Raw genomic sequence first — 20,666 nt, 5'->3', positions numbered from 1 at the left:
TACTACCGGCCGGGCAAATGTCCCGGCCGTCTCGCATCCATAACCAAAGTGTCTCCAAGAAATCCAAAGGGGAACGAGAATGACACTGGACCTTGCTGCTTTTGCCAGAGACAAAGGCATCAAATATTTCATGATCAGCTATACCGACCTGTTCGGCGGCCAACGCGCCAAGCTGGTTCCCGCAGAAGCCATCGCCGATATGCAGAAGGATGGCGCCGGCTTTGCGGGCTTCGCAACATGGCTCGATTTGACGCCTGCCCATCCCGACCTGTTCGCGCTTCCCGATGCTTCCTCCGTCATCCAACTGCCTTGGAAGAAAGACGTCGCATGGGTTGCTGCCGACTGCGTCATGGACGATCAGCCTGTCGAACAGGCACCGCGTGTGGTGCTGAAAAGACTGGTCGCTGAAGCTGCGAAAGAAGGGCTCCGTGTGAAAACCGGCGTGGAGCCCGAATTCTTTCTCATCTCCTCGGACGGCTCGGTGATTTCAGACCAGTTCGATACAGCCGAAAAGCCCTGCTACGATCAGCAGGCCGTGATGCGTCGGTATGACGTCATCGCCGAGATTTGCGACTACATGCTCGAGCTCGGCTGGAAGCCCTATCAGAACGACCACGAGGACGCGAACGGCCAGTTCGAGATGAACTGGGAATATGACGACGCGCTTCAGACGGCCGACAAGCACTCCTTCTTCAAGTTCATGGTCAAGTCGGTCGCCGAAAAACACGGCCTTCGCGCCACCTTCATGCCGAAGCCCTTCAAAGGCCTGACCGGAAACGGCTGCCATGCTCACATCTCGGTCTGGGACATCGATGGCAAGGTCAACGCCTTCGCGGACAAGGAAATGGCCTTTGGGCTTTCCGCTCAGGGTAAAACCTTCCTCGGCGGCATCATGAAGCACGCCTCCGCGCTGGCCGCGATCACCAATCCGACGGTCAATTCCTACAAGCGCATCAACGCGCCGCGCACGACATCGGGCGCCACCTGGGCGCCGAACACCGTGACCTGGACAGGCAACAACCGCACCCACATGGTGCGCGTGCCGGGACCGGGCCGCTTCGAGCTGCGCCTGCCTGATGGTGCGGTCAATCCCTACCTGCTGCAGGCGATCATCATCGCTGCCGGCCTTGACGGCATCCGCAGCCAAGCCGATCCCGGCCGGCACTACGATATCGACATGTATGCCGAGGGGTATCTGGTGAAGGATGCGCCGCGCCTGCCGCTTAACCTGCTCGATGCGCTGCGTGCCTATGATGCCGACGAGGGCTTGAAGCAGGCGATCGGGGCCGAGTTTTCCGCCGCTTATCTCAAGCTCAAGCATCAGGAATGGAATGCCTACTGCTCGCATTTCACCCAGTGGGAACGCGACAGTACGCTCGACATTTGAATGGACGGACGTTCTGAAGACACGCTCATCACGCCGGAGCGGACAGGCTCCGGCGTCATCTAGCCCTCTGCGCTTGGGATAGCGAAGGAAGCGACAGCATGAAGAGTTTCGTACTCACCGTATCCTGCAAGTCGACGCGCGGCATCGTGGCGGCGATTTCGAGCTATCTGGCCGACAAGGGCTGCAACATCATCGACAGTTCCCAGTTCGACGATCTCGATACCGGCAAGTTCTTCATGCGCGTCAGCTTCATTTCGGAAGAGGGGCTTTCGGGTGCCGATATCGACGCCGGTTTCGCGGCCGTCGCCGCGCCCTTCGCGATGGATTACGATTTTCACGACAGCGAAAAGCGCATGAAGGTGCTGTTGATGGTGTCGCGCTTCGGCCATTGTCTGAACGACCTGCTTTACCGCTGGAAGATCGGCGCCCTGCCGATCGATATCGTCGGCGTCGTCTCCAACCATTTCGACTACCAGAAGGTCGTGGTCAACCACGACATCCCCTTCCATCATATTCCGGTCACCAAGGCCAACAAGGTACAGGCCGAGGCCCATATCCTTGATGTGGCCGAGCAGACCGGCACGGAGTTGATCGTGCTGGCGCGCTACATGCAGATCCTGTCGGATGCAATGTGCCAAAAAATGTCCGGGAAGATCATCAACATCCATCATTCCTTCCTGCCGAGCTTCAAGGGCGCCAACCCTTACAAGCAGGCCTATCAACGCGGCGTGAAGCTGATCGGCGCGACGGCGCATTACGTCACCGCCGATCTCGACGAAGGCCCGATCATCGAGCAGGACACGGCGCGGATCACCCATGCGCAGTCGCCCGACGACTATGTCTCGATCGGCCGCGATGTCGAAAGCCAGGTGCTGGCCCGTGCCATCCACGCCCATATCCACCACCGCACCTTCATCAACGGCAACCGCACCGTGGTTTTCCCGGCAAGCCCCGGAAGTTACGCGTCGGAGCGGATGGGCTGAGAGATGATTGGCGTCATCGCACCCATCGCGCCGCAGGACAGATACCGTCAAAGTTTTGGGAAATGCATGCCGGACGGGCTTGCCACGGCGCGAAAGACTTATATAGTCAGGAAATAAATATTCCGTAGAGGAAATAAAAGGGAACGGACAATGGCTTTATCATGGCGTTTCTCCGTCTTGGCGGATCGGCATCGTGCTCTGGGATCGAAGCTCGAGGACTGGAGCGGCATGGGCACCGCCTGGACCTACGACAAGGACATGTCGGAAGAACATGTCGCCGTCCGCACCAAGGCCGGCATCATGGATGTCTCGGGCCTGAAGAAGGTCCACCTGGTCGGGCCGCACGCCATCGCCGTGCTCGACTATATTACCAGCCGCGACCTGACGAAGATCTACCCCGGCCGCTCGGTCTATGCGACCATGCTGAACGAGCGCGGCCACTTCACCGACGACTGCATCGTCTATCGCACCGGCCCGAATTCGTGGATGCTGGTGCATGGCTCCGGCTCCGGCCACGAGGAACTCGTCAAGCAGGCGGCCGGCCGCAATTGCGCCGTGCTCTTCGATGACGACCTGCATGACCTGTCGCTGCAGGGGCCGATTGCGGTCGATTATCTCGCCAAATATGTGCCCGGCATCCGCGATCTCAAATATTTCCATCATATGCAGACGACACTGTTCGGCGCACCGGTGATGATCTCGCGCACCGGCTACACCGGCGAGCGCGGCTACGAAATCTTCGTGCGCGGCCAGGACGCCGTCATGGTCTGGGACCGGATCGTCGAGGAAGGCAAGGAGATGGGCATCATCCCCTGCTGCTTCTCCGTGCTCGATATGCTGCGGGTCGAAAGCTACCTGCTCTTCTACCCCTACGACAATTCGCAGATGTATCCCTTCGCCGACCAGCCGCCCGGCGACAGCCTCTGGGAACTCGGCCTCGACTTTACCGTCAGCCCCGGCAAGACGGGCTTCCGCGGCGCCGAGGAACATGCGCGCCTCAAGGGCAAGGAACGCTTCAAGATTTTCGGCATGCTGATCGATGCCGAAGGACCGGCCGATCTCGGCGACGACGTCTTTGCCGACGGCAAAAAGGTCGGCGTCATCACCTGCCCGAGCTATTCGTCGCTGACGAAGAGATCCATGGCGATTGCCCGCCTGGACGTTGACAAGGCAGTGCATGGGACGAAACTCGAGGTCCGCGGCAAGACCGTGAAGGCAAGCGCCACCGCCCACACGCTTCCCTTCGACGATCCGGAAAAGAAAAAGCGGATTGCCGTAGGTTAGGGAGCACGCGCATGCTCGTTGCAGGCATCAAGAGCCGACCAGTCTACACGGGCCTGACCATCCAGCCGCGCGCCCGGCGGCACATTTTCGCGCTCGAAGGGGAGGGCGCCAAGGCTCTGCTCGATCAGCAGCCGGGGCTTGACGAAACGGCGCTTTCCCGCAGCGAAATCCTCTATGTCGCCCGCGGCTCGCAGGGTACCGGCCTGGACGAGGCGCTGGCCCGCCTCGGCGCCGACATGTTCTTCACGGCGCCGACGATCGCCACGCTGCTCTTCCGATTGAAGGGGTCGCTCGCCACCGCCCATATGGGCACACGGCTTTATCTGTCGGGCACGGAAGGCTTCATCGGCCAGGCAATGCTGGTGGCGCTGGATTACGGCATGGACCATGCCTCCGTCATCACCGAGCATCGCGGTTCGCTCGCCCGGCGTGTGCAATGCGTCCATTGCAAGGGTATCACCGACGACGTCACCACCAGCCCTTTCACCTGTAGCCATTGCGGGCTGCCGCTTCTGGTGCGCGACCATTATTCGCGCCGGCTCGCCGCCTTCCAGGGCGTCAATATCGACGCGGAAGAACCGGGCAGCGCGCCTGACCCGGAGGAGTTATTCCTTTGAGCGGTGGTACTGAAATTCCTGTCCGCGTGACGCGGATCACGCCGATCGCCGAGCGCGTCAAGCGGTTCCGTTTCGAGCGCCTTGACGGCAAGCCGATGCCTTATTTCTCCGGCGGTGCCCACGTCATCGTTTTGATGAACGATGGCGGCCATATGCGCCGCAATGCTTATTCGCTGATGTCGCCGCCGCATGATTGCGAAGCCTATGAAATCAGCGTGCTGCACGTCGAGGATTCGCGCGGCGGCTCCACCTTCATGCATGAGAAGCTCAGTGAAGGCGACGAGTTGAAGGTCAGTTATCCCGTCAACCTCTTCCAGCCGGACTGGCGCGGGCGCAAGCACCTTCTGATCGCCGGCGGCATCGGCATTACCCCCTTCATCGCGATGATGGAGCAGTTTTCCCGCGAAGGCGCCAATTTCGAGCTGCATTATGCCATCCGTACGCGCGACCGCGGCGCCTATTGGCGGGAACTCACCGAGCGCTATGGCGGACATCGCATCAAGATCTATTGCGATGCCGAAGGCGACGCCATGCCCCTGACGAGCCTGCTCGGCACCCAGCCGCTCGGCACGCATCTTTATGTCTGCGGCCCATCCGGGATGATCGACGGCGTGCTGAAGGCGGGACTGGACGCCGGCTGGCCGGAACAGAACCTGCACTCGGAACGGTTCCTGTCGTCGCTGCCCGGCAAGCCCTTCGCGATCGATCTGCTGCGGTCCGGCAAGACCGTGAAGGTTGGCCATCACGAGAGCATGCTGGAAGCAATCGAGGCGGCGGGTGTCGACGCGCCCTTCCTCTGTCGCGGCGGCGCCTGCGGTCAATGCGAGACCGGGGTCGTCACCTGCGACGGCAAGCTGCTGCACCATGACGTCTATCTGACGAACGAAGAAAAAGCATCCGGCCGCAAGGTGATGATCTGCGTTTCCCGCTTCGAGGGAAACACGCTGCATCTTGATCTCTAGCGGCATCGGAAGCGGAACAAGGAGACCGGACATGGCAATCGTCTTCAAGCAGGAAACCTTCCGGAACGATTTCAGCTATCGGAACAGCCCCGAGAACATTCGGCGTTTCCCGTTTCCCTTCGACCGCGACGAATACATGTATTCCGTCAATATGGAGCCGCATGTGCACGGCCGGGCGGGAACCGTCTATGAAAGCCTGATCGATGTCGACGAGCATTATGTCGCCGAGATGCACGACCGGGCGCTGGTGCTGAAGGAAGATCCGCTACGCTATCAGGCCCTGCCGCACATGATGAGCGCGCAATGGGATACGCTCGAACTTTTGATGGAAGAGCAGGCGGCGGGTTACCCCGATCATTTCACGCTCATCCGTAACGGCGACCAGTGGCGCTGGATCAACCGCCCGCTCGGCATCGACGACAGCTTCACCTTTGGCGATGCCTCGACGCTGCCCTATGAGCCCTTCGAATATATCACCCGCCAGGCCCAGGGCGATTTCTGCATCGTCGACCAACGCGACGGCAATCTCTGGATGGACGCCGGCATGGTGACGACGCAGGCCGACTGGTCGCTCGATTTCGATATCGGCATGAACTTCATGGAATGGCACGGGCCGGTGCCGCTCGCCCACCAGATCGGCGTCTTCGACCGGGCGCTGAAATTCCTGTTGAACCTGCAGCAGGGCAAGCCGACACGGCGCTTCAACTGGACGATGACGATCAATCCTCGGCTCGACACCAGCCCGGAGAATTATCACAAATGGGGTCCTGACCGCACCACGGTGACGCCAGAGAATGTCGGCGAGAAGGTGCATCTGCGCGTCGAAGTGCAGAGCCTGTGGCGCCTGCCGCGCTCGAACGCCATCCTCTTCGTCATCCGCTGCTACCTGATGAACATGGAAGAGCTCGTCACCGTGCCGAAATGGGCGCGCCGCTTCCCGCGCGTGCTGAAGACGCTGCCGCCCGAGCTCATCGACTACAAGGGCCTCACCCGCTTCCGCGAGACGACGATCGAGTGGCTTTCCAAATATGACGACGGGGCGCCGACCAGCCCCGGCATCTATCCGGACTGACACGCAGGACAATGCGATATAATCAAGAGGGGAATGCTTCATGACAAGAGTAGCCGTCATCGGTGCCGGGCCCTCCGGGCTGGCGCAGCTGCGCGCCTTTCAATCGGCCGCGCAGAAGGGCGCCGAGATCCCGGAGATCGTCTGCTTCGAAAAGCAGTCGGACTGGGGCGGGCTCTGGAACTATACCTGGCGCACCGGGCTCGACGAATATGGCGAGCCGGTCCACGGCAGCATGTATCGTTACCTCTGGTCGAACGGACCGAAGGAATGCCTCGAATTTGCCGACTATTCCTTCGAGGAGCATTTCGGCAAGCCGATCGCTTCCTATCCGCCGCGCGCCGTGCTCTGGGATTATATCAAGGGCCGCGTCGAGAAGGCGAATGTTCGCCACTGGGTGCGCTTCAGCACGCCGGTTCGCATGGTCCGCTTCGACGATCAGACGAAGAAATTCACGGTGACGGCGCATAACCGCATCGAGGACCGGATGTATGACGAGGAGTTCGACTATGTCGTCGTGGCATCGGGTCACTTCTCGACGCCGAACGTGCCCTATTTCGAGGGCGTGAGGACGTTCAACGGCCGCGTGCTGCACGCCCACGACTTCCGCGACGCGTTGGAGTTCAAGGGCAAGGACATCCTGCTCGTCGGCCGCAGCTATTCGGCCGAGGACATCGGCTCGCAATGCTGGAAATACGGCGCGAAATCGGTGACCACGAGCTACCGTTCGAAGCCGATGGGCTTCAAATGGCCCGATAATTTCGAGGAGCGGCCACTGCTGGTGAAGCTCGAAAATCGCACGGCGCACTTCCTCGACGGCTCGACCAAAGAGGTCGATGCGGTGATCCTCTGCACCGGATACCAGCACCACTTCCCCTTCCTCCCCGATGATCTCCGGTTGAAGACCGCCAACCGCCTCTGGGCCGACAGCCTCTACAAGGGGGTGATCTTCGACAAGAACCCGCAGCTTTTCTATATCGGCATGCAGGACCAGTTCTACACCTTCAACATGTTCGACGTGCAGGCCTGGTGGACGCGTGACGTGATGATGGGCCGCATCGCCCTGCCGCCGGAAGAGGAACTGAAGGCCAATTTCGACATGTGGCGCGCCCGCGAGGAGACGCTCGAAGATGCCGAGCAGATGATCTGGTATCAGGGCGACTATGTGAAGGAACTGCTTGCCGAAACCGATTATCCCTCCTTCGACATCGAGGGGACCAACCAGACCTTTATGGAGTGGGAACATCACAAGGCCCACAACATCATGGGCTTCCGCGACCATGCCTACCGATCGCTGATGACCGGCAACCTGTCGCCGACGCACCACACGCCCTGGGTCGAGGCGCTCGACGATTCCATGGAGGAATATCTACGCAACTGATGAGGCGGGCCTGCATTGCCGGAGGAGGGTGTTCGCGCTCTCTTCCGGCATTGTGACGTGCGCCTTTTAAATGAGACGATATAAATCCATCTGCAACTCTTCTCTTCGAATGTGGCCTTCATGGATTTTCAAACGAGCATTCTCGGGCGCATGAGCGGTTTTCTCTATCGCTGCCGTGCCGACGAAAACTACACGATGTTAGAGATGACCGATGGCATCGAGCGCATTTTCGGTTATCCCGTCGACGAAATCATCGGCAACCGCACCCGGACCTTTACCTCGATCATGTACGAGGAAGACGTGCCTCTGATGGACGAGATCGTCGGACGGGCGCTGGAGAAGCGCACGGACTGGACGATGGAATACCGCATCCGCCATGCCATGGGTCATCTCATCTGGGTCACCGAGACCGGCGGCGGCATCTGGGACGAGAAGGGTGAGCTTCTCTATCTCGAAGGCAGCATCATCAACATCGAATCACTCTACCAGCGAATCGATGACCAGACTGCCGACATGCGCATCACCGCCTCGAAGACCAATGAAATCCTGCAATCGCTGCGCTACTTGAAGCTGCTGGCCGTCAATGCCGGCATCGAGGCCGCCCGCGCCGGCACGGCCGGATCGGGATTTGCCGTGCTGGCCGCCGAGATGCGCACGCTCGCCAACTCCTCGGAAGAGGCCGCGCGCGCCATTTCCAACGCACAACGCAAGGCGGAAGGCTGAGCGTTAACCCGATTTGCGGCCCAAGTTCAAAGCCGCATTATTAACCGTTCCGTTCTTCCGGAGATTGCATCGCTTTTCCAATGGCTTACGACAGTCCGGCTCTTGAAGAATCGGCTGTGATTGTGGGGAATGTTAAGGCCGCGTTAACTTATTGTTAACCATAGCAGCGGTAGACATGGTCAACGATTTCTTCACATAGATGACCAAAGTGCTAACAGACGCTCGCTCCATCCGCATCAAGGGCCGCTCTTTCCTCGCGGTCATGCTGTCTCCGGATCTTCCGATCGATGATTGGTTGATCCGACTGGACGATCTGGCCGCGCGTTCGGCCGGCTTCTTCCTCGGACGGCCTGTCGTGCTCGACCTGACGGACCTGCAAATCGACCGACCGCAGCTGAAGGACCTGATTGCCGAACTTGCCAAGCGCAATGTCAGCATCATGGGCATCGAGGGCGCACGGCCTTCGATCCTCGGGTCCGGCATGCCGCCGGCACTCAAAGGCGGTCGTTCGGTTTCCGATATCGAGGTTCAGGCAAAGGAGCCTGCCGATCAGCCCGGCAAACCGGCAGTGGCAGAGACCCGCCCAACCATGCAATCGATCGTCATCAGGGAGCCGGTGCGCTCCGGGCAATCGGTGATCTTTCCGGAAGGCGACGTCACCGTCATCGGTTCGGTCGCCTCGGGTGCCGAGGTCATCGCCGGCGGGTCCGTCCATATCTACGGCGCCTTGCGTGGCCGAGCCATGGCGGGGTCCATCGGAAACGCATCGGCGCGGATCTTTTGCCGCAAGCTCGAGGCCGAGCTGGTTGCAATCGACGGTATCTACAAGATGGCGGAAGACATGGCGCCCAATCTTCGCGGACAGGCTGTTCAGCTCTGGCTCGAAGACGACGCGATCATGGCAGAGAAACTGATCTGACAACAGCGCCCGCGCGTCTCATCGAGAGCCGCAAAGGACGCTTCAACACTTCGAATTACTGGGGCCACGGCAAAGGAGAGACAATGATGGGGAAAGTGATCGTCGTCACGTCAGGCAAGGGTGGGGTTGGCAAGACGACCTCGACCGCCGCATTGGGAGCGGCGCTGGCGCAACGCAACGAAAAAGTCGTCGTCGTCGATTTCGACGTGGGCCTGCGCAATCTCGACCTGGTGATGGGCGCCGAGCGCAGGGTCGTCTACGACCTGATCAATGTCATCCAGGGCGACGCCAAGCTTACCCAGGCGCTGATCCGCGACAAGCGGCTGGAGACGCTGTTCCTGCTGCCGGCCTCGCAGACGCGAGACAAGGACAACCTGACGGCCGAGGGCGTCGAGCGCGTCATCAACGACCTGAAGCGCTATTTCGACTGGATCATCTGCGATAGCCCCGCCGGGATCGAGCGCGGTGCGACGCTTGCCATGCGCCACGCCGATGTTGCCGTGGTCGTCACCAATCCCGAGGTCTCGTCGGTGCGCGATTCGGATCGCATCATCGGCCTGCTGGATGCCAAGACCGCCAAGGCCGAACGCGGCGAACGGATGGAAAAGCACCTGCTGCTCACCCGCTACGACGCCAGCCGCGCCGAACGCGGCGACATGCTCAAGGTCGACGACGTGCTGGAAATCCTGTCCATCCCGCTGCTCGGCATCATACCCGAAAGCATGGATGTTCTGCGTGCATCCAATATCGGTGCGCCGGTCACGCTGGCAGACAGCCGCAGCGCGGCTGCGATGGCCTATTTCGACGCCGCTCGCCGGCTCGCTGGTGAAGTCGTGCCGATCGCCATCCCAGAGGAAAAGCGCAATATTTTCGGCAAGATCTTCGGACGGAGGGCGGCATGAATATTTTCCGTCTTTTCAACAAGCAGAGAACCGCACCGGCCGCCCGCGAACGGTTGCAGGTCCTTCTCGCCCATGAACGTTCCTCGGCGGGGTCGGACCTGGTCTCCCTGCTGCGCGAGGAAATCCTTGCGGTGATCGCAAAGCACGTGCAGCTCGATCACGACAAGGTGCAGGTGACGATCGATCGCAACGAGTACGTTTCGACGCTCGAAATCGACGTCGAAATCCCGCTGAATGCAGCCGTGCAGGCTGCCTGAAAGACAGCGCTGCCTGTCCTGACGACAGGCGGCGCTGACGATCAGGACTGTCTGGCTTTGCGATTGGCGTAGCGCCGGTCGCGCTCGGCCTTTCGGGCGGCTTCGTCGGCAATCACGCGAGCGATCCGGTCTTTGTCAGCCGCTTCGCGGGCATCGGCATCGGCGCGTGCTGCGGCTTCGGCGGCAGCCTGACGTTCGGCTTCCGCGGCCTGAGCCCGCTCCTGCTCTTCGAGCTTGACCCGTTCTCGCTGAGCGCGACGTTCTTCCCTGGCCGCGGCAATGGCTTGACGCTCCGCCTGCTTTGCCAGCCTTGTGGGTTCGGCTGAATCCTTGGCGTTACGATACGCGTTGAGGAGAGCCGCCTTGGCTTCGGCAGCGGCGCTGCGGCGATCGGAAAGCTCGTTGTTTTTGGCGTTTTTCAAATCTGTTTCCTGACTGTTTGACTTCGACCCTAGAGCATGATGCCGAAAAATCTGCGCGGTTTTCGGACGAAATCATGTTCTAACTCTTTAATTTAGGACAAGATTCAGAGTTTAGGCCGATCCGGCGTAAACTCATCTTGTTCCATGGCGCCGCACGCCATCAGACGCGCAAAGGCGCTGTAATACCTTGAACTGCACATGGCTTTATCCTGAAATCGAATCCGATTTAAGGAATTATGCCATAGGGTCAGATTTTCTTTTTTCGCTTCGCGACAGGAGCAGTAACCCCTGTCAAGCGATCCTGCAATTCCTTGGCCTCACGCGCTTCGCGTAACCGCAAGGTTTTTTCCTCGCGGGCACGTACGGTCGAATCGATCTCTTCGACCGCGCGGCTTCGCGCCAGGAACTGCGATTGCACGTTTCCGAAGGCAATCTCCGCCTGCTTGCGTGATTTGCTATGTGACTCTGTCATATCAATCCTGGATTTTATCACAGCGCCGCACGTCTTTCAGACGCGCAAAGGACGCTGTAACGCTTTGAATTCTGCACAATTCGTTAAACGAATTCCGCGTTTAAGAAATTGTGCAGCATCCCGCTGGCCGACTCAGCAAAAAAGGCCAGGCAACGTGCCTGACCTTGATAGTATCATACTTTCGACAGTGCCGGTACATCCGCGGTCAAAGGAAAGCAGATTTCAGTTTAAGCAGCTTGGAGATTGCAAGCGGACATTTTGCCCGACTTGTTATCGCGCTCAAGCTCGTAGCCGATCTTCTGGCCTTCGACGATTTCGCGCATGCCAGCGCGTTCGACGGCAGAAATGTGAACGAAGGCGTCAGCGCCGCCGTCGTCAGGCTGAATGAAGCCGAAGCCCTTGGTGGAATTGAACCATTTAACTGTGCCAGTGGTCATAACAAACCCTTTCATAGCAATTGAACGACCGCACGTGCGGAAGCACGACGGATGATGATCTCGATTTTGAAGAGGGAAGTTCGTCCAGGGCACGTTGCCAGCGTGCGATAACAAAAGTCAAACAAGCAATATCGACTACCGAGATATAGTCACTCAACCCGAATTTGTCAACTTTTAGTTTTTCAGGGCCGTTCACTCATCATCAGGTTGCATCTCGGCCGCCTTGCATGCCGGGACGCCGATCGCCGGCCTCGACCTCAAAAGCAGGCATTACGAGCGCGGCCGCGTCTTCTGCGGGTCATAATGCGAAAGCGGCACGACCGTCGCCGGCAGGCGCTTCTGGTGGCCGTCAAGCTTGCCGATCTCGACCTCGGTGCCGGGGCTCGCATGCATCACGTCGATGCGGGCGAGCGCGATCGTCTTGCCGAGGATCGGCGAGCGCGTGGCGCTGGTGACAACGCCCACTTGGGCCCGGCCGATATGGATGCAATCGCCATGGCCGACGGCCTCGTTGGCCTTGATGTCGAGCCCGACGAGCAGATGGCGCGGATGCTCCTTGCGCCGGATCAGCGCCTCGCGGCCGATGAATTCGTCCTGCTTGGATTTCAGCGGCACCGTGAAGCCGATCCCGGCCTCGAACGGGTCGGTCTGATCGGTGAATTCGTGATGGGCAAAGATCAGACCCGCCTCGATGCGGACCATGTCGAGCGCCTCCAGCCCCATCGGCTTCAATCCGTGCGGCTGGCCCGCCTTCCAGACGGCGTCGAACACCGTCAGCGCATCCTTCGGATGACAGAAAATCTCGTAGCCGAGTTCGCCGGTGTAACCAGTACGCGAGACGACGATCGGGGTACCCTCGAAGCCGCCGATGCGGCCGACAGTGAAGCGAAACCATTCGAGTTCGCCGATGTCAGGCTGGCGCGGCGCCGTCCAGACGATTTCCTTGAGGATATCGCGGCTCTTCGGACCTTGCAGAGCGATATTGTGCATCTGGTCGGTCGAAGAGCGGACCCAAGCCTTGAAGCCCTTCTTCTCCGCCTGCTGGCGCAGCCATATGCCGCTGAAATCATCGCCGCCGATCCAGCGGAAGTTCTTGTCGCCGAGCCGGAACAGCGTGCCGTCATCGATCATGCCGCCGTTTTCGTAGCACATGGCGGAATAGACGACCTGGCCGGTCGACAGCTTGCGCACATCGCGCGTCAGGCAATATTGCAGCAGTTCCTCGGCATCCGGCCCCGTCACCTCGAATTTCCGCAAGGGTGAGAGATCGATGACGGCGGCGCGCTCGCGGCAGGCCCAGTATTCCTCGACCGGCCCTTCGCTGGAAAAGCGGTTCGGCAGCCAGAAGCCGCGATATTCGGTGTAGTCCCGCGTCAACGCGGAGAGGCGAGGATGGAAGGCGGTTTCGCGTGTCAGTTCGGCGTCGGCATCTGGGGTCATGCGATAGGCTACCGCTCGTGAGAATTTCTCTTTTCCGGAAAAGGTGCGGACGTGGATATCCGTCGGATCCCAGCCGTTCGCCGCGTCGATATCGTCAGGGCAGGACGAGGAGACGCAGACGAGGTCGGTCAGCGCCCGCATCAGCACGTAATCGCCCGGGCGCGACCAGGGCTCGTCGAGATAGAGCTGGTTGTTGTGGTCGATATTGGTGTTGTAGAAATAGTTCAGCGCTTCCCACCCCTTGCGGCTGGCAATGCCGTAAGGTGCCAGCGCCGCGTTGAAATTATCCGTGCAATTGACGTGGCCGGGATAACCCATGTCGTCGTAATAGCGCGAATTGCAGGCGGTCGCGAAAGCGTCGTGACGTCCGACCGTATCCTGGACGATTTCGACCAGCGGCTCGAAGTCGCGGTCGAAGGCCTTGGAGGGGAGACCCGGCATTGGATAGCTGCGGCCGAGCAGCGTGCGGGTGACGGTGGAATCAAGCGCGAGGTCGAGACCCTTGTCGACCTTGCGGGCGGCAAAAGCCTGGAAATCGGTGCACTGGCGTCCATAGACGTCGATGATCTGGATGAATTCGCCGGCCCGCACGAAATAGGCTGCGGCGGTCGCCGCCCGGATGCGGATATCCTCGATCGGATCGGCGGCCGGTTCCGGCAAAGCGGAGGCATAATCGCGGATCAGCAGGCTGCGCTTGATCCTGATCTCGATCGGCGTCGCCGTATCCTGCGCCTCCGGCGACATGGCGCTGGCCGGTGCTGCGACGATCAACAGGCCCTTCATGGAAATCGTGAAATCCGCCTGGCTGCCCGGGGTCGATCCCGCCCCGAAGATGCAGAGCGCGCCGGCAACTGCCAGATCGGCGCCGCGACGCTGAAGCGCAGCACGCGTGCGGGCAGCACTCTCATCCTCCGCTTGAAGAATGGCCTTCAAACCATCGGCTGAATTGCTGAATGCGGTCCCGAGACCGGCCGCCAGGAAGCGGCCTTTCTCGTCGAGGAAGGAGATCTCGCAGACCTGCCCGCCCTCGCTGTCGATGACGCTGACCCGGTCGCCCGGCTCGACGCGCATAACGACCGATCCGCCGCCCTTTGCCCTGTAGCGCTCAGTTCCCTCCGGCAGGGTGGGAATGCCGGGATAATGCACGAGGCTCGGAGCGGCCGGCCGCAGGCCTGTCATAGCAGGATGAAGTTCTCGCATTCTGCCCTCATGGGGATCGGGCATGCCCTCCGGCATGCGGACACAGGTTTACAAAATGGCTGTGGAAAGTAAAGCGATGTTGACTAAAAAGAAAATATCTTCACTATGCATAAAGAGTTGAGACTCGGGAAATCCGTCGGGAACACGGATCGTCAAAATTATCCGGGCGGGCTTGAGACTGTCAGGGAGACACGTTCAGGGAGACGTACAAAGATACGTCCGGAACAAATAGAATGGGGAATTTCACTGATGACAGATATTGTGGAGGCCGGGATTGCATCCGGCACCGAAGGTAAGCTTGTACGCGCGCTCGACTGGAAGGGCGCATTCTGGGTGGCTGCGGGCGTGCCGCCGCTTGTTCTTTTCTCCATCGGCGGGATTGCGGGCACGACGGGCAAGCTCGCCTTCGTCGTCTGGATCATCTCGATGGTGATGGGTTTCCTGCAATCCTTCACCTATGCCGAGATCGCCGGCATGTTCGCCAACAAATCCGGCGGCGCCTCGGTCTATGGCGCCACCGCCTGGTTGCGTTATTCGAAATTCATCGCGCCGCTGTCCGTCTGGTGCAACTGGTTTGCCTGGTCGCCGGTGCTGTCGCTCGGCTGCGCCATCGCCGCCGGTTACATCCTCAACGCATTCTATCCGATTCCCGCGGCGGATTCGCAAATGGTCCTCGACTGGATCTCAGCGCATGCCGCTTCCATCACGGCCGACAGCCCCCGCGTCGCCGAATATATTGCAGCCCATGCCGGCACGACGCCGGATGACGCCGTCAAGGCATTGCTCGGCACCGACGGTGTCGCCGCCCTGACGCCGGCGATCCGCAGCTGGTCGCTCTTGAGCTTCAACATTCCCTTCCTTGCCACCGCCAATATCAACGCCACCTTCTTCATCGGCGGCATCCTGATGCTGGTCATCTTCGCGATCCAGCATCGCGGCATTTCCGAAACGGCAAGCGTGCAGAAGTGGCTGGCCATCATTGTGCTGGTGCCGCTGCTCATCATCGGCCTCTATCCGATCGTCAGCGGCCATATCCTTGCCACCAACGTCACCGGTCTCGTGCCGCCGACAGCCGCCTATGCCGCTGTCGACGGCACCTGGAGCAACGGCGGCTGGACACTCTTCCTCGGCGGCCTCTATATCGCCGCCTGGTCGACCTACGGCTTCGAGACGGCCGTCTGCTACACCCGCGAACTCAAGAACCCGAAGACCGACACCTTCAAGGCGATCTTCTATTCCGGCCTTGCCTGCTGCCTGTTCTTCTTCCTCGTCCCCTTCGCCTTCCAGGGCGTTCTTGGCCACGCAGGCATGCTGGCCCCCGGCATCGTCGATGGCACCGGTGTTGCCGAAGCGCTCGGCGGCCTAATCGGCGCCGGCCGCGTCGTTACCCAGTTGCTCGTCGTACTGATGATCATGGCACTCTTCCTCGCCATCATGACGGCAATGGCCGGTTCCTCGCGCACGCTCTACCAGGGCTCGAAAGATGGCTGGCTGCCGAAATATCTCGACCACGTCAACGAGCACGGCGCGCCGACCCGGGCGATGTGGACCGATTTCGCCTTCAATCTCTTCCTGCTGGCGATCGCCTCGGATGCCGGCGGCTACTTCTTCGTGCTCGCCGTCTCGAATGTCGGCTACATTATCTTCAACTTCCTGAACCTCAATTCCGGCTGGATCCACCGGATGGATTCCGGTCATATCGAACGCCCCTGGAAGGCGCCGACCTGGCTGATCGGCCTCAACACCGTGCTGGCCTTCGTCAACGCGCTGTTCCTCGGTGCGGGTGCCAAGGTCTGGGGTTATTCCAATGCGCTCTGGGTCGGCTTTATCTTCGCCGCCCTGATCCTGCCGGTCTTCGCCTATCGCCACTATGTGCGCGACGGCGGCAAATTCCCCGCAGGCGCGATGGAGGATCTCGGACTCGTCGGCCAGGATCTCGGCATCAAGAAAGCCGGCATCCTGCCCTATCTCGCACTCGCCGGCGGCCTGGCGATCGTTCTGATCGCCAACGTGATCTTCCAGCTTCCGGCCTAAAATCGCCTCCCAAGCAGATAGGCCGCCAAGCCGCCATGGAAACATGGCGGCTTTTTGCGTGGAAGCGGGGATCGAGCGATCGTCTCGCCGCCATCAACGGAGATCTGTCCGCTTCGGCGAGAAGCGGACAGGGTTTGTTCGGAGACAGAAGGAGGGCTCAGCGGCCACCCTCGATCTTGCGATGGCGCTGGTTGATGCCACCCTTGCCATAGGGATAGTCGAAAGGCTGGGGCGCACTCACCTCGTTGAGCCGCGCCATGTCGTCGTCGGAGAGCTTCAGTTTCATCGCGCCGAGGTTGTCGGCGAGCTGTTCCGGCGTGCGGGCGCCGAGGATGACGGATGTGACCGCCGGCCGTGCCGCCGTCCAGCCGAGCGCCACCTGCGCCATGCTGACGCCATGCGCCTTGGCGATCTCCTCGACGACAGCGATAATCGCCCAGGTTCGTTCCAGCGCATTGCGCGGCGCATAGGATTCGCCGCCGCGATTGGGGTTTTCGCCGAGGCGGGTGGCGCCGGTCGGCATCTCATCGCGCTTGTACTTGCCGGTCAGCCAGCCGCCGCCGAGCGGCGACCACGGCAGCAGGCCCATGCCGGCATCCTGGCAGGCCGCGACAATCTCAAGCTCGATGTCGCGCACCAGCAGGTTATATTGCGGCTGCAGCGTCACCGGGCGGGTATAACCGCGCGCCTTGGCGATCTCCGAGGCCTTGGCGATGTGCCAGCCGACATAGTTGGAGAAGCCGTAATAGCCGATCTTGCCGGATGAAACCGCATCGTCGAGGAAGCGCAGCGTCTCCTCGATCGGCGTCAGCGCGTCCCAGGCATGCATCTGGTAGAGATCGATCTGCTCGAGGCCGAGGCGGCGGAGCGAATCGTCGAGCGCCTGGCTAAGATGCCGGCGCGACAGGCCGATATCGTTGGGGCCGTTGCCCATCGGAAACCGCCCTTTGGTGGCAACGATCGCCTGGCGGGCCTCGGTCGGGCGCGCCTTCAGCCAGCGTCCGATGATCTCTTCCGACTTGCCGGCGCTGTAGACATCCGCGGTATCGATGAAATTGCCGCCCCAGGCGAAATAATCGTCGAGCAGCTTGTGTGAGGCGGCCTCATCGGCCTCTGCGCCAAAGGTCATGGTGCCGAGGCAATAGGCGGTGACAACGGTCCCGCTGGGACCGAGCTTGCGATAATCCATTTCTTCCTCCTCATGCGGATACCCGTAGCCGACACGCAAACGGTCGGGGTAGAAGCCGGGGCTCCTGCAATCAATGACAATGACAATATTGTGCTTGAGGCGGCCGCTCGCCGCCGGATGACGTATAGCGCCCTGGGCTGGGAGCACAGGGGCGAGGGGGAGCATAACCAATCCCGTCCGCGCGACCAAGTGAGAAAAAAATATTCCTGCCTGCCATCGCGGCCGGCGAAGGTTACGGACTTTGCGAAAAAGACGCTGCGATCAGCTCGGCTGCAGCAACGCCGGTCTCGTAGGCGCCGTGCGCCGTCGAATAACGCGATGTCGAACAGGCTTCGCCGGCAAAGAAGATCCGCCCGTCATGCGGCGCAGCGAGACGGCCACGCAGATCGGAGGCGCCGGGTCCGGCGTAGGAATAGGAGCCGCCGATATGGGGCGCTGCGGCCCAGGCCGACATCGCGGCGACCGACAGCTCCTTGCGGATGTCCGCGCCGAAATGTGCCGCCAGTTCGTCTCCAGCGAAGGAGAAGGCAGCCTCTCTACCTTGCCCCTCCAGATAATGTGCGAGGTCGCCGGCAAAATAAGCCTCGACGACGGGAGCGCCGAAGGGTCGGAACTGATAGGTGCCGGTTGCGCCGCGACTGGTAGAGCCGAGCATATGCGTATCCGCCGGCAGCGCCTCCTGGTTTGCGAGCTTCAAGAAGAGCTTGTCGGCGAGCCCGAGCGGCAAACGGGCTGCTGCCTCGATCTTGTCAGGCAACGGCGGGTCGAAGGCGATCTTGCCGGCGGCAAGCACATTCGTCGAAACGGTCACCAGCACCGCGCGGGCACTGAGCACACCCTGGTTCGTCTCGATGGCGATACGGCCGGCATTGCGATGGTCGACGCGTGTGACTTCGGTGCCGAGCCTTGCCCGAACCGGCTTGCCGTAAAGCGAGACCAGCGTTCCATAGCCCTCGCGCACCCGCCAGTCAGGGCCAGGGCCGGGATCGTATCTGTTGTAATCGACGACCGACGACCGCTCCAGTTCGGCGCCGGTGATATAGGTGCCGATTGCCCGGATCTGGCGGTTCCAGGGATTGCCGGGCTCGAGCATATCGGCCATGGCTGCGTCATTCCCTTCGTGGCTCTCGAGGCGCTCAAAATAGGCGCCGATCGCCTGCCTTGCGGCACGCGCCGCCGCGTCATCCCGCTGAAGCCGCCGTCCGCCATCGTTCCAGGGCGCGGGCGTGCGGTCGACCGTCAGTCCGACCTCGCCGGCGATCGCAGTCCAGGCATTGGTCCTTGCGCCATGCAGCCAGCCGCAGCCGAGATCGAGCCCGATATCGGCGGCTTCAGGCAGTGCGACCGTCCAGGCGCGACCGCCGAGACGATCGCCGGCTTCAAGCAGGAGGATGGAAAGATCCGGGCGGATTGCCTGCAGGCGGCGGGCGGCGGCAATGCCGGCGGCTCCGGCGCCGATGACGACGACATCCTCGTCGGCACCTTTGCTGTTGTCACCAGGCATACATTCTCCTTCGGTCGCGCGACGGTTAGTGGAATGGGTCGCTCTCATGCCAGCCCCGCTTCGCTATTGCAGCTGTTCCAGCAGCCGCCGGAGTGCTGTTCGCAAATCGTCCATCTGCTGCTGGCTGGTCAGGGCCGCCCAGCTTTCATCGACGCGCCGGCCCGCCGCCATCGCTATCGGCCTGACCCCCTGGCCTTTTTCCGTCAGAAACACCAGCCGGCCACGCCGGTCATTCGGATCGGGCCGACGCTCGACATAACCCAAGCGCTCGAGTTCTTCCACGGCCTGCGTCATCGTCTGCTTGCGAACACGGGCGAGCCTGGTCAGCTCGCTGACCTGGATGCCCTCGGGCCGCGCGAAGGTGAAGACGTTGGCGTGCGGCGGGCGGATATCGCCGTAGCCGGCCTCATCGAGTGCCGCTTCGACGGCCTGCGTCCAATGCTGATGGACCAGACGCAACAACAGGCCAAGGGAAGAAGACGGCATGAACCCCCGCGCAGCGATATAGACAGTTATCTGTCTATATGATAAATGGACAGTCGCCTGCCTATATAGCACGAAAGCGTGGAGCTCCATATGCCGACCATCGATATCCTCACCTCGTTCATCTCCTACGAGGAGCTGGGGGAGGGCGACCCGATCGTCTTCCTTCACGGCAATCCCACCTCATCGCATCTCTGGCGGAACATCATGCCCGACATCGGGCCTGGCCGCTGCCTGGCGCCCGATCTCATCGGCATGGGACGCTCCGGCAAACCCGATATCGGCTATCGCTATGGCGATCACATCGCCTATCTCGACGCCTGGTTCGATGCGCTTGACCTCGACGACGTCGTGCTCGTCGGCCACGACTGGGGTGGTGCGCTGGCATTCGACTGGGCCTCGCGCCACGCCGAGCGGGTGCGAGGCATCGCCTTCATGGAAACCATCCTGCGGCCGATGGGCTGGGAGGATCTGCCGGGTGGAGGAAAGGCGCGTTATGAACTGTTGCGGGGTGCGGGAACCGGCGAGGCCAAGGTCCTCGACGAAAATTTCTTCATCGAACAGGCCTTGCGCGCGACCACGCTGAAAGGGCTCAGCGATTTCGACTGGGATGTCTACCGCGCACCCTATCCCGACCGTAACAGCCGACGCCCGCTGCTGGAATGGCCGCGCGCCATGCCGATCAACGGCGAGCCGGCCGACGTGGTCGCCAGGATCGAGGCCTATGACCGCTGGCTTTCCGCCAGTCCTGAGGTCCCCAAGCTGCTGTTGACCTTCGACGGTCCCTCCGAAACGCTGTTGATCGGCAGCGAGATGATTTCGTGGTGTCGCGACAACGTCGCAGGCCTGGAGATCAGGGGGTGCGGGCCGGCGCGCCACATCGCCCCCGAGGACCAGCCCGAGGCGATTGCCGCCGAAATCAAAAGCTGGATCGACAGGAGGGGGCTGAGAGCAACGCGCCGGAAGGTCGCGTCTCACGCATAAATATCAGCGTCTGCGTC

Annotated in this window: 20 protein-coding genes; 13 read left to right on the top strand and 7 right to left on the bottom strand. The window is 61.1% G+C overall.

Features of this window, described 5'->3' with window-relative positions; translation table 11 throughout:
- The first annotated feature begins 79 nt into the window (after positions 1–79).
- From glnT to minE, 11 genes are all read left to right on the top strand, one after another.
- Positions 80–1,387, top strand: coding sequence for a type III glutamate--ammonia ligase (gene glnT, locus N1937_RS31065; protein WP_017968480.1), 1,308 nt, complete (start codon positions 80–82; stop codon positions 1,385–1,387).
- A gap of 98 nt (positions 1,388–1,485) precedes the next feature.
- A complete protein-coding gene (gene purU / locus N1937_RS31060; protein WP_260060303.1) occupies positions 1,486–2,370 on the top strand; it encodes a formyltetrahydrofolate deformylase in 885 nt (294 codons plus the stop codon).
- A gap of 150 nt (positions 2,371–2,520) precedes the next feature.
- On the top strand, positions 2,521–3,654 hold the full coding sequence (locus N1937_RS31055) for an aminomethyltransferase family protein (protein ID WP_260060302.1): 1,134 nt from the start codon (positions 2,521–2,523) through the stop codon (positions 3,652–3,654).
- Positions 3,655–3,665: 11 nt separating this feature from the next.
- Complete coding sequence (locus N1937_RS31050) at positions 3,666–4,271, top strand: dimethylamine monooxygenase subunit DmmA family protein (RefSeq protein ID WP_075224575.1); 606 nt, start codon at positions 3,666–3,668, stop codon at positions 4,269–4,271.
- The gene (locus tag N1937_RS31045; protein ID WP_260060301.1) at positions 4,268–5,233 is read left to right on the top strand and encodes a PDR/VanB family oxidoreductase; all 966 of its coding nucleotides are present in this window, start codon (positions 4,268–4,270) and stop codon (positions 5,231–5,233) included. The genes N1937_RS31050 and N1937_RS31045 overlap by 4 nt, the downstream gene beginning before the upstream one ends.
- 31 nt (positions 5,234–5,264) lie before the next feature.
- Complete coding sequence (locus tag N1937_RS31040; RefSeq protein WP_170261551.1) at positions 5,265–6,305, top strand: heme-dependent oxidative N-demethylase family protein; 1,041 nt, start codon at positions 5,265–5,267, stop codon at positions 6,303–6,305.
- A 40-nt stretch (positions 6,306–6,345) separates the two neighbouring features.
- A complete protein-coding gene (locus N1937_RS31035) occupies positions 6,346–7,683 on the top strand; it encodes an NAD(P)-binding domain-containing protein (protein ID WP_162115102.1) in 1,338 nt (445 codons plus the stop codon).
- Between the two features lie 120 nt (positions 7,684–7,803).
- On the top strand, positions 7,804–8,406 hold the full coding sequence (locus N1937_RS31030; protein ID WP_164067234.1) for a methyl-accepting chemotaxis protein: 603 nt from the start codon (positions 7,804–7,806) through the stop codon (positions 8,404–8,406).
- A gap of 199 nt (positions 8,407–8,605) precedes the next feature.
- On the top strand, positions 8,606–9,325 hold the full coding sequence (gene minC / locus N1937_RS31025; RefSeq protein WP_222280317.1) for a septum site-determining protein MinC: 720 nt from the start codon (positions 8,606–8,608) through the stop codon (positions 9,323–9,325).
- Positions 9,326–9,411: 86 nt separating this feature from the next.
- Positions 9,412–10,227, top strand: a complete 816-nt coding sequence (gene minD, locus N1937_RS31020) for a septum site-determining protein MinD (RefSeq protein WP_260060426.1) — start codon at positions 9,412–9,414, stop codon at positions 10,225–10,227.
- Positions 10,224–10,484 carry a cell division topological specificity factor MinE gene (minE, locus tag N1937_RS31015; RefSeq protein ID WP_003574994.1) on the top strand — a complete coding sequence of 87 codons (261 nt, stop codon included), beginning with the start codon at positions 10,224–10,226 and terminating at the stop codon, positions 10,482–10,484. Before minD ends, minE begins: the two co-directional genes overlap by 4 nt.
- 41 nt (positions 10,485–10,525) lie before the next feature.
- On the opposite strand, the gene N1937_RS31010 is transcribed toward minE, so the two are convergent.
- The 4 genes from N1937_RS31010 to N1937_RS30995 all read right to left on the bottom strand — a co-directional run bounded on the left by N1937_RS31010 (position 10,526) and on the right by N1937_RS30995 (position 14,455).
- Positions 10,526–10,906: a DUF6481 family protein gene (locus N1937_RS31010; RefSeq protein WP_017968471.1), complete on the bottom strand. Its 381-nt coding sequence runs from the start codon at positions 10,904–10,906 to the stop codon at positions 10,526–10,528.
- A gap of 247 nt (positions 10,907–11,153) precedes the next feature.
- Entirely contained in the window at positions 11,154–11,378 is a 225-nt protein-coding gene (locus N1937_RS31005) for a hypothetical protein (RefSeq protein ID WP_017968470.1), read from the bottom strand.
- Positions 11,379–11,605: 227 nt separating this feature from the next.
- Complete coding sequence (locus N1937_RS31000; RefSeq protein ID WP_003548109.1) at positions 11,606–11,815, bottom strand: cold-shock protein; 210 nt, start codon at positions 11,813–11,815, stop codon at positions 11,606–11,608.
- Between the two features lie 270 nt (positions 11,816–12,085).
- A complete protein-coding gene (locus tag N1937_RS30995) occupies positions 12,086–14,455 on the bottom strand; it encodes a DUF1989 domain-containing protein (RefSeq protein ID WP_260060300.1) in 2,370 nt (789 codons plus the stop codon).
- 249 nt (positions 14,456–14,704) lie between these two features.
- On the opposite strand from N1937_RS30995, the gene N1937_RS30990 reads away from it, so the two are divergent.
- Entirely contained in the window at positions 14,705–16,489 is a 1,785-nt protein-coding gene (locus N1937_RS30990) for an APC family permease (RefSeq protein WP_017968468.1), read from the top strand.
- Between the two features lie 157 nt (positions 16,490–16,646).
- Here the strand turns inward: N1937_RS30990 and N1937_RS30985 are convergent, their stop codons facing one another.
- The 3 genes from N1937_RS30985 to N1937_RS30975 form a co-directional block, all read right to left on the bottom strand.
- The gene (locus tag N1937_RS30985; RefSeq protein WP_170256421.1) at positions 16,647–17,678 is read right to left on the bottom strand and encodes an aldo/keto reductase; all 1,032 of its coding nucleotides are present in this window, start codon (positions 17,676–17,678) and stop codon (positions 16,647–16,649) included.
- Positions 17,679–17,910: 232 nt separating this feature from the next.
- A complete protein-coding gene (locus N1937_RS30980; RefSeq protein ID WP_260060299.1) occupies positions 17,911–19,182 on the bottom strand; it encodes a flavin monoamine oxidase family protein in 1,272 nt (423 codons plus the stop codon).
- Positions 19,183–19,245: 63 nt separating this feature from the next.
- Positions 19,246–19,758, bottom strand: coding sequence for a MarR family winged helix-turn-helix transcriptional regulator (locus N1937_RS30975; RefSeq protein WP_260060298.1), 513 nt, complete (start codon positions 19,756–19,758; stop codon positions 19,246–19,248).
- Here N1937_RS30975 and N1937_RS30970 point away from each other — a divergent pair, their 5' ends adjacent.
- Entirely contained in the window at positions 19,759–20,649 is an 891-nt protein-coding gene (locus N1937_RS30970; protein ID WP_260060297.1) for a haloalkane dehalogenase, read from the top strand.
- Positions 20,650–20,666 lie beyond the last annotated feature (17 nt).

This window comes from Rhizobium sp. WSM4643, from assembly GCF_025152745.1.
Classification (GTDB): domain Bacteria; phylum Pseudomonadota; class Alphaproteobacteria; order Rhizobiales; family Rhizobiaceae; genus Rhizobium; species Rhizobium leguminosarum_I.
This window is presented reverse-complemented; position numbering and strand designations above follow the sequence as displayed.